The sequence below is a fragment of the Bordetella muralis genome (assembly GCF_054781015.1).
The window spans coordinates 341,780-351,465 of the sequence record NZ_BAAGVF010000010.1; the positions used below are offsets into that span (position 1 = coordinate 341,780).

At 55.1% G+C, this 9,686-nt stretch carries 9 protein-coding genes and 3 tRNA genes; 6 read left to right on the plus strand and 6 right to left on the minus strand.

The features are described from left to right. Positions 1–70: 70 nt before the first annotated feature. Positions 71–155: transfer RNA gene (locus ACYVIT_RS26285), tRNA-Leu, on the minus strand. 8 nt (positions 156–163) lie between these two features. Further along, positions 164–251 (minus strand) — tRNA-Ser (locus ACYVIT_RS26290). A 124-nt stretch (positions 252–375) separates the two neighbouring features. Between ACYVIT_RS26290 and ACYVIT_RS26295 the strand changes: the two genes are divergently transcribed. The 5 genes from ACYVIT_RS26295 (at position 376) to ACYVIT_RS26315 (ending at position 4,453) form a co-directional block, all read left to right on the plus strand. Further along, positions 376–1,353, plus strand: a complete 978-nt coding sequence (locus tag ACYVIT_RS26295; protein ID WP_415807108.1) for an NAD(P)H-quinone oxidoreductase — start codon at positions 376–378, stop codon at positions 1,351–1,353. Positions 1,354–1,452: 99 nt separating this feature from the next. Continuing rightward, on the plus strand, positions 1,453–2,199 hold the full coding sequence (tpiA, locus tag ACYVIT_RS26300; RefSeq protein ID WP_415807109.1) for a triose-phosphate isomerase: 747 nt from the start codon (positions 1,453–1,455) through the stop codon (positions 2,197–2,199). A gap of 18 nt (positions 2,200–2,217) precedes the next feature. Continuing rightward, positions 2,218–2,814, plus strand: coding sequence for a preprotein translocase subunit SecG (gene secG / locus ACYVIT_RS26305; RefSeq protein ID WP_415807110.1), 597 nt, complete (start codon positions 2,218–2,220; stop codon positions 2,812–2,814). A 102-nt stretch (positions 2,815–2,916) separates the two neighbouring features. Beyond that, positions 2,917–3,001: transfer RNA gene (locus ACYVIT_RS26310), tRNA-Leu, on the plus strand. Between the two features lie 186 nt (positions 3,002–3,187). Continuing rightward, positions 3,188–4,453, plus strand: coding sequence for a tyrosine-type recombinase/integrase (locus ACYVIT_RS26315; protein WP_415807111.1), 1,266 nt, complete (start codon positions 3,188–3,190; stop codon positions 4,451–4,453). Positions 4,454–4,467: 14 nt separating this feature from the next. On the opposite strand, the gene ACYVIT_RS26320 is transcribed toward ACYVIT_RS26315, so the two are convergent. The 4 genes from ACYVIT_RS26320 to ACYVIT_RS26335 all read right to left on the minus strand — a co-directional run bounded on the left by ACYVIT_RS26320 (position 4,468) and on the right by ACYVIT_RS26335 (position 8,204). Continuing rightward, positions 4,468–4,767, minus strand: a complete 300-nt coding sequence (locus ACYVIT_RS26320; protein WP_415807112.1) for a helix-turn-helix transcriptional regulator — start codon at positions 4,765–4,767, stop codon at positions 4,468–4,470. A 648-nt stretch (positions 4,768–5,415) separates the two neighbouring features. Then, the gene (locus tag ACYVIT_RS26325) at positions 5,416–5,778 is read right to left on the minus strand and encodes a helix-turn-helix domain-containing protein (RefSeq protein ID WP_415807113.1); all 363 of its coding nucleotides are present in this window, start codon (positions 5,776–5,778) and stop codon (positions 5,416–5,418) included. A 332-nt stretch (positions 5,779–6,110) separates the two neighbouring features. Next, entirely contained in the window at positions 6,111–7,517 is a 1,407-nt protein-coding gene (locus tag ACYVIT_RS26330) for a Cu(+)/Ag(+) sensor histidine kinase (RefSeq protein WP_415807114.1), read from the minus strand. Positions 7,518–7,520: 3 nt separating this feature from the next. After that, complete coding sequence (locus ACYVIT_RS26335) at positions 7,521–8,204, minus strand: heavy metal response regulator transcription factor (protein WP_415807115.1); 684 nt, start codon at positions 8,202–8,204, stop codon at positions 7,521–7,523. A 384-nt stretch (positions 8,205–8,588) separates the two neighbouring features. On the opposite strand from ACYVIT_RS26335, the gene ACYVIT_RS26340 reads away from it, so the two are divergent. Continuing rightward, positions 8,589–8,810: a four-helix bundle copper-binding protein gene (locus ACYVIT_RS26340; protein ID WP_415807187.1), complete on the plus strand. Its 222-nt coding sequence runs from the start codon at positions 8,589–8,591 to the stop codon at positions 8,808–8,810. Positions 8,811–9,686: the final 876 nt, after the last annotated feature.

Genomic DNA, 9,686 nt, shown 5'->3' on the forward strand with positions numbered 1-9,686 from the left:
CGCGCAACGAGTGCGGAACGCCTTCAAGTCCTACACCAGGCAGATTTGTCCAAGTGCTTGATTTTATTATTGGTGCACCCAGCCGGAATCGAACCGGCACGCCTTGCGGCGAGGGATTTTAAGTCCCTTGCGTCTACCAATTTCGCCATGGGTGCACGCATTTTGGCGGAAGCGGTGAGATTCGAACTCACGAACGGTTGCCCGTTGCCGGTTTTCAAGACCGGTGCAATCGACCACTCTGCCACGCTTCCTGCTTTGCAGCTGCGGATGATACCGCAGCTTGAAAGTCCAAGCTGCGGACATTAATGCCGCGCAAGCAGTTTGGAACTTCCGTAAAGGGCGCAATAATAATCTATTTAATCGAGGAGGCGTGTGATGCGAGCCATAGAAATATCTCAACCCGGTGGCCCAGAGGTGCTAGTCCCGGTTGATCGCCCGGTGCCGGAGCCCGGCGCGGGCGAGGTATTGATCAAGGTTGCTGCGGCTGGCGTCAATCGCCCCGACGTGTTCCAACGCAAAGGCAACTACGCGCCGCCACCGGGGGCGTCGGACCTGCCGGGCCTGGAGGTTGCAGGTGAAATCGTGGGTGGCGACGCGGCTGCTGGCGGATTTGCGATCGGCGACAAAGTCTGCGCGCTGGTCGCAGGCGGCGGCTATGCCGAATATTGCGTGGCTCCGGCGGTGCAGTGCCTGCCTATCCCCAAGGGGCTGTCCGAGATCGAGGCCGCCGGCCTGCCTGAGACCTATTTCACCGTGTGGAGCAACGTGTTTGACCGCGGCGCGCTGCAGGAGGGCGAGTCGCTGCTGGTGCATGGCGGTGCGAGCGGCATCGGCACTACGGCGATCCAGCTGGCGCGCGCGATGGGCAATCCTGTCTACGCCACGGTAGGCAGCGACGATCGTGCCCGTGCGGTCGAGGCGCTGGGGGCTGCGCGCGGTATCAACTACAAAACAGAGGACTTCGTAGAAGTCGTTCGTAATGCGACGAATGGCGCAGGCGTCAACGTGATCCTCGATATGGTGGCAGGTGATTACATCAATCGCGACATGAAGTGTCTGGCCGATGATGGCCGCATCGTGGTGATTGCCTTGCTGGGCGGGGCACGTAGCGAAGTCGACGGCAACCAGATCCTGCGTCGCCGACTGACCTTGACCGGTTCCACGCTGCGTCCGCGCCCCGTGGCATTCAAGGGTGCTATTGCCAAATCCCTGCGCGAGCGCGCCTGGCCTCTGCTGGAGCAGGGCAGTATCAAGCCCATCGTGCACGCCACCTTCCCCCTGGAGCAGGCCTCTGCCGCCCATGCCATGATGGAAGCCGGAGAGAACATCGGCAAAATTATCCTGACGGTGTAACGTTCGCTTTCACAGGGCAGCGTAATTTCCGGTAAACAGGATACAATCTTGGGTTTGACCCGGATTTTGTCCGGGTTGCCCTTATCCCGATTTTGCGCCATGACCACTGTTGAGAACCGCGCCCGTCTCGTGCTGGGCAACTGGAAGATGCACGGCAACCTGGCCGAGAACGCCGCACTGCTCGAGGCCCTGCGTGCAGCCGACCCGGCTTCGCACTGCGAAATTGGCGTGTGCGTGCCGTTCCCGTACTTGGCTCAGGCGGCTTCCGTCCTGACCGGCAGCGCAGTATCCTGGGGTGCGCAAGACATCAGCGCGCACGCCAAGGGCGCCTACACGGGCGAAGTCTCCGGCCCCATGCTGAAAGACTTCGGTTGCCGTCTGGCGCTGGCGGGCCATTCCGAGCGCCGCACTTTGCACGGTGAAACCGACCAAGTCGTTGCCGACAAGGCGCGCGCCGCCTTGGACGCCGGCCTGACGCCGGTGGTGTGCGTCGGCGAGTCGCTGGCCGACCGCGAGGGCGGCAATACGCTGGGTGTGATCGAGCGTCAGCTCGAGCCGATCCTGGCGCTGGGCGTCGATGCCTTGTCGCGTATGGTGCTGGCCTATGAGCCCGTATGGGCCATCGGCACGGGCCTGAGCGCTACTCCCGAACAGGCCCAGGAAGTCCACGGCGCGATTCGCATCGCCCTGCGTGGTCTGGGGGCTGGGCAGGTCCGTGTGCTGTACGGCGGCAGCGTCAAGGCCGCCAATGCAGCCACCTTGTTTGCTATGCCGGACATCGATGGCGCGCTGGTTGGTGGCGCTTCGTTGGTGGCCGAAGAATTCCTGCGCATTGCCGCAGCCTAAGTTTCCGGAGTCTCTTTAATGTCTTTGACACTCACCATCTTGCTGGTCGTGCAGGTGCTGTCCGCCCTGGCGATCATTGTCCTGGTCCTGCTGCAGCAGGGCAAGGGCGCCGACATGGGTTCGGCTTTCGGCAGCGGATCTGCCGGCAGCCTGTTCGGCGCCACCGGGGCGGCCAACTTTCTATCGCGCACGACCAAGTGGGCGGCCGTGGTGTTCTTTGCCACGACCTTGGGCCTGGCCTATGTGAGCCACAAGGGCTCATCGTCGCCGAGTGCTGTCGACTCCGGCGTGATGCAGAACTTCCCGGCTGATCGTTCCGTCCCGCAAGTTCCGGGCTCGAACAACGGCTCGTCCGTACCGCAGTCGTCTGCGCCGGCACAACCGGACGCGTCCGTGCCGTCCGTCCCGGCCACCCCGGGTACTGCGCAGCCTCAGTCTGCACCGGCTGCTGACGTGCCTGCTGCGCCTGCCGACAAGCCCGCGGCCGAGACGCCGGCTCCTGCAGCGCAAACGCCCGCTGAAAACAAGCCCGAGGCTGAAAAGCCTGCTGCACCGGCGCCTGCTGAAGAGCCTGCCAAGCCTGCACAACCCGCAGAGCAAAAGCCCGCTCAATAATGCGCGACCATCGATGCCTCAACCCATTGGCTGAGGCATCGAATTCATGCTAGAATGCCGGACTTTTCTGGGATGGTTACATACCTTTCCGGGATTAGGTAAGCCGACGTGGTGGAATTGGTAGACACGCTATCTTGAGGGGGTAGTGGCGAAAGCTGTGCGAGTTCGAGTCTCGCCGTCGGCACCAAGACATAAAATCAGGCCGTTTCACAACGACTGATAAAGTACCGGAAACCCGCATGAACATTAGTGTTCTGCGGGTTTTTTGCGTTCAGGACGTCTCGCTGGGTTTCGCTAAATCCCGCGCTTTTTGGTATGCGTTTTGGTATGTTAAAACTTACATACCATAGGATTGCCCATTTAGAGACCCTACATGCCAAAAATGCCTGCGCAATTGACTGATCTGGCTGCGCGCAAGGCCAAACTAAAAGACACTGTCTATACGCTGCCCTCAGGGCGAGGGTTGTTTTTGCTCGTCCAGCCGACTGGTATCAAACAATGGATGGTCAGGTTTCAAACGCTCGAGGGCAAGCGCGGCAATCGAATTGTGGGTGTCTATCCGGATATGGGTGTTGCTGATGCCCGTACTGCAGCGGACCAGCTTCATCAGCGGGTCCGTATGGGCGAGTCTCCGGAAGGCATGCGTGATAGGAGGCGAGCTGAAAGGCTCTCCAAGACGGAAGAAGAGGTTGCAGCGGCGCTACTCATTGAAGACGCGCGGAGCCATTCCTTTACTGTGTTATCTGACGCCTGGCTGGAACATCGGAAACTAGGTTGGGCACCCGCGACTTACCGCAAGTCAACGTTCATCGTGCAGAAGCGCTTACAGCCGTTACTAGGGCAATCTGACATGCGCACACTCACTACCAAGAATGTCGTCCCTGTTCTCGTCAGTCTAGCTGCAGAAACACCTTCTATTGCCATCAAGGCGCGCCAGTGCCTCAACGGCATTATCGACTATTGCATTGTGCGTGGTATCCGTGGTGACGATCAGCTTTTGAGGCTGCAGCGCGCTTTGCCTCGGCATCGAGGTAGTCATATCCCCGCTATCACGAAAATCCAGGGAGTTGGGCGGCTTATGCGGACCGTGCTCGGGTATGAGGGCAGGGTGGTCCGTGGTGGGCTATTGCTCGCTGCTTACACTGCCTGCCGTCCTGGTGTCGTCGCTTCCGCTCGTTGGTCTGAAATGGATCTGGAGCGTGCTGAATGGTGTATTCCTGCTGAAAAAATGAAAACTCGCATAGAGCATGTGGTCAGCTTGCCGAAGCAGGCTGTAGAGATGCTGACCGAGATGTCTCAGTATGGCGGCGGCGACTATGTATTCCCCGGTGTTGGAAAGCGAGGCAATCCGCACTTGCATCGGGACGCATTGAGCAAAGCGCTACGAGATATGGGGTTTCAGGGGCAGCATGCGACACATGGCTTTAGGGCTATGCTGCGCACAGTGGCAAGGGAGCGCCTAAAAATTGATATCGACGTGTTGGAGGCCCAACTGGCGCATGCTAAAGCCGACGAAATCCAGGCTGCGTACGACCGCGCCCGCTTTGAGGACGAAAGACGCATTGTGATGCAGGTTTGGGCAGACTTTTTACACGAACAAGCTGACTCAGCCACTGTGCTGCAAATGAAGCGTGCCTAGTGCGCCGGATCGCGTCAATACGCTAGAGCTTTATTGCGTTCGATGAGAGCATGCACGCTTGCAGCAGTGATTCCGCTGGAGCGCTTTCCGATCTTGATTAGCACCAACTGGCCTTCGTTCACAAGCCGATAAATCGTCGATCTAGAAACCCCAAGTTTTGTTTCGGCAGTATGTATACGATAAAGAAGTGCTTGTTCCGACGCTTGTGGTGCATCGTTTCTGCCTAATGAGTCGTCGGCAGGCTGTTGCTGGGCATGTTGCTGCATTTCGTCCTCCGTTAAACCTTGGGAAGCACCCTGGGGAATTGGATCCAAGGGGCTTTCCAAAGCCGGCGCAGCTAGCGCCGTGGTATCTGATCCGCCAAGATGTCGCGATGGGGAACAGTTGCTTGGATCGTCTTCAGTAGAGCCCGCCGCTGATCCACTATCGTGGTTCGTCGGGGTGCTGAAAGCTGCGGTCTTTGCCGCTGTCATCGACGGATTACGCGCCATCTATCGAATGTGGCCTGCCTTTGGCAGTACCGGCGTCCGTTGTCACGGATCATCATTTACATCCCCCCGGCTTATGCCAGTCGCTACCGGCCCAAGAGAGAAATGATTTTTCGCCTGCTTTACTCCTACCCAGGCGCTTATCGCCCCACATGATGCTGGCAATACGGGTAGCCGCGCACTCGCACCGCCTGTTGCTGGCAGGGCGCGGTATTTATCGGTGTTGTGTTGTTAAAGAGCAGGCTTGTTGCAATCATTACGTATCTAATAATTCCAGTCAATATATAAGTAATAAAAATTAGGCATATAGAAGAGCCGAAAACGTAGAAAACAAAAAAACACGCTTTGGATTGGCACAAAAAGAAACGCCCCGGTTCACTGTGGAACGCAGGGCGCTTCGGGTATTTTTGTTGTTTTCTTTTGTATCCTGAGTGATGGCTAAGGGCTTCACCCAACAGACTGCTTAGTTGATGCTTAATCGTGGCCTTGGGTGCGTTTGGCTTGTTGGTCGATCTTCATCTTTATGTAGTCACCGATATCTTCCAAAACAGGAGCAGGCAGTTCTACCACTGTATATCGAGGGGTTTCCGGCCATGGCCATTCCATTTCGAACATCTCTCCCTCACCGGTGACAAGCCATTCAGCACGGACGTGAAGGGCTGCAGCAATCCAGACAATATGACGCGACGATTCATTGCGACCGTTTTCAATATGGGCAATGGCGCTTTGGCTTAGCGGGGGATCGAGCAGGTTGGCCAATGCTTCTTGAGATAGCTCGCGTTTCTTACGCGCGACAAGTAAGCGTTCGCCAATGCTGCTTATAGGACTCGGCGTCATGAGATTCTTCAATTGATGGATTCATTATGAGTAAAATGTAAATGTATATGTAATAAAAAAACAGTACTTAACTAATAAAATTGATCACTATCTTATTAGATAAGTACTCGATATAGGCTATTGTGGCATTTAATGATACGGAGTGAGAGGCAAGAATTGTCAAACGTATGGCTACTCACTTGCCAGTGGTTGTATCATTTTTTGATAGTAAGGACGCAAATTTCTAACCGAGACAACTCGGATATAAGCATGCGTGGGCTATACGCAGCGCGAGGATGTGGCGAGTAGGTAAGAACCTATGGACTAGAATTTTCGGCGATGGATACTGATTCTCAACAGCCAGCTATTGGCAAGCGAATTTCGAATTCAGTGGCTTGAACGGTGGAGCTTGCGTGGATCTCGCCGCTATGGGCCTCAACAATAGATTTCGCTATCGCCAATCCAAGACCTGCCCCCTCTGCGCCGCGCTTGCGTGAAGCATCAGTCCGGTAAAACCTTTCAAAGATCCGACTAAGGTGTTCGGCGCGAATAATCGGCCCCGGATTTTTGACTCTTACTACCGCCGCTTTTTTGGCCAACTTAAGTGTAACGATGACCGCCTGCCCTGTCGGCGTATAGCGAATAGCGTTGGACAACACGTTGCTCAATGCTCGGCGAATCATCAGCCTATCTCCTAGGATGCACACGTGCTCGCCGATGAGTTCTAATGCCACGTCGCGCTCTTCGGCCCAAGCGCCAAAATAATCGAAGAGATTGCGTATCTCGGTCGCAAGGTCGATCTTGACGAGCTCCGGCTTAAGCAGGTCGTTGTCTGCCTGTGCTAGAAACAACATATCGCCGACCATCTTGGCCATGCGCTCATACTCTTCGAGGTTGGAGTATAGGATTTCGCGATACTGCTCAACGCCGCGGGACTGGGACAGTGCCACCTCGGTCTGGGTTTTCAGGTTTGTAATGGGGGTGCGCAGCTCATGCGCAATATCGCCCGAAAAGTCTGATAGACGACGAAAGACTGCCTCAAGCCGATCAAGCATTTCATTAAAGGACGTGGCCAGCTCGGCCAGCTCAGCAGGCACATCACTGAGTTGAAGTCGTATATGCAATTGATCGGATCGGATTCTTCTGATTTCGCGACTAATGCGTCGTATCGGTGCATGGCCTTGATGTACTGCCAGCCATGTGGCCAAAATCGCAATAAGGCACGCAGCAATAGTGATGATTCGAAGATAAGTGCGAAAGCTTTCCAGATAATGCAGGTGGAAATTGATTCCGGTCGCGACTGTGATCGTCAACATATCCTCCCCCGGCGAGCCGTCTGGGGAGGCCCTTAGGACAGCACCTCGAAACGTCTGCCCATGGTCTTTCCATATGCCAACTGTGTCGATAGTAATTTTCTTTACAGGCTTAGCGATCCTGGCAAACCGGTCCAGATTGGAGCCGGGTGTGGCATAAATCTCAGCGCCATCGCCAGAAGAAATACGGTATTCAGCGTTATGGTGGCCGGATGCTGCATTAGCAAAGCGCTCGCTAAGTTCTGCGGGAGCAATGTTTGTTGGTCGTGTCGCCAGTGTGTGCGATAACGCTTGTACGACAGCATTGAGTTCGTCAACATCCTGCTGGATAAAGTGATTGTTGATCGATCGCTCAACGATCCACCCAAAAGTGAGCAGGACGACCGTGATGACTGCCCCAATCGAGACAGTAAGTCGTACTGCCAGTGACGGCGGACGTCGCTCCATTTTTTAACCTGCGTGAGTTACGTCGAGCATATAACCCATGCCACGCACCGTGTGGATGAGCTTGGGTTCATAGTCGTCGTCAATCTTGGCACGTAAGCGCCGAATCGCGACATCGATCACATTGGTATCGCTGTCGAAGTTCATATCCCAAACCTGGGAAGCGATTAATGAACGTGGCAGCACTTCACCTTGGCGACGTACCAAGAGCTCGAGCAACGCAAATTCTTTGTTCGTTAGATTAATGCGAATGTTTTGTCGCTGAGCACGGCGTCGGGGAATATCGAGCACGAGATCGGCTACTTGTAATTGGTCTTGAAAGGCCGGGGCGGCGCCGCGTCGCAACAAAGTGCGAACTCGAGCCAGAAGTTCAGAAAACGCGAACGGTTTAACGAGGTAGTCGTCTGCACCCATTTCCAGTCCCTTCACCCTGTCCTCCACGCTATCGCGTGCAGTGAGAAAAAGCACTGGCGTTGACGACTTGGCATCCCGCAATGCCTGCACGATGCGCCAGCCATCGACGTCCGGCAGCATGACATCAAGAACAATTAGATCGTAGGAACCCGTCAGCGCAAGGTGATGGCCGTCCAAACCGGTGCGTGCGAGATCCACGACAAAGCCGGCCTCCACGAGTCCTTGGCGAACATAATCACCGGTTTTGGCTTCGTCTTCGACAACGAGCAACTTCATGGGGATTACTCCTGTAAGTCCCTTGGACCCGCTATAGAACGAGACGGGTGCGCCTATCGTCTGAACTTTAGTGCGACGGCGCTGACCTCAACATGACGGCAGGATTACAAAATTGTAAGGTGCGGCGGAATTTGTGCGGATAGCGTACTGAACACACCAAGAGTGCCACGTTTGGAAGCAAGATCGTGCCCTTGCGGCATTGTAGTTGCTGGCATCGAGAGCGTGGCACCGTAGGACGGGCCACGTGAGTTCCAAACTTGAACCTCCTTGGAGATCGACATGTCCCATGAAAAGTTTCAATCTTGCATTGACGCATGTTTTGCCTGCGCTACGCAGTGCGACCACTGCGCCGTATCCTGCCTCTCGGAACAAGACGTCAAAAGCATGGCTCGGTGCATAAAGTTGGATATGGATTGCGCCCAAATTTGCCGATTGTCAGCAAGTTATATGGCCAGGGGAAGTGAATTTGCTCAAGCGCTTTGTCGCCTTTGCGCAGAGGTTTGCCAATCGTGCGCAGATGAATGCGCCAATCACCAAATGGACCACTGCCAGCGCTGTGCGCAGGCTTGTCGCCAGTGTGCTGACGAATGCAGGCGAATGGCGTAGAGAGACTGACCGACCGTACGCCACATTCCAACAAATCGACCTAGGACTTTATACATGTAGCAACAAATCTCTCGTTTTCTGAAGGCTTTCCTAAAGATGACAGAGATGTAATGCCGGCGCAATCTATCTGACAGCCACGGATCGCTACAGTAGCCTCGTCGCCAGGTTGGGGCGTGGCGTCCTAGCGAACATCAAGCATAAGGAGTGCCAGCAAATGAAGTGCGATATGAAAACGATGAGATACCACTTTAATGCTTGAGCAGGTCATGGAAAGCAAATTCACACGGATACTCGTCCAATCGTTGGCCGCAATCGGCCTGCTGGCTGTTCTGGGCTTCATTTTTATGAGCATTATGATGTTCTGGATGATGAGTAGTTGAAGTGAAATCTATCCGTTTTTGATGGTCATGTTTTTGCTGGTGCTGGCGCTGGCATGGCTACCTAGCGTTAGTAATGCTCAGCTTTCCGCGATGCCAGCCGGTTCTGTGGGTACTGCAGTGCTAGCTTCTACTTCTTCGGACCGAGGGCTAGTCGATTCTCTGCGCGAGTGGTTTGGTAGCGGCAGTTCTGACCCGAAGCTGCTGCCGCCCGACGAAGCGTTCGAGTCCTTCGCTTGGATTACAGAAAAATAATGGAGCCGTCATGGGTGCAACAGCTCCACATGATTAACGTGACTACATGCCGCCTTGTCGCGTCATTCGGGTTTGCGCACGCAGTTACCAGAACGACTTAATACAGACCCTTCAAAGCTAACGAAAAAGTAATACAGCTGTTGGATTGGAGTCAGGTGGCCCCTGCCAGAATTGTTCCTACGCATCCCGGCATCAAGGACGCACATCGGTTACCCGCTTGTACAAACGACTTGCCGAGTTTAGA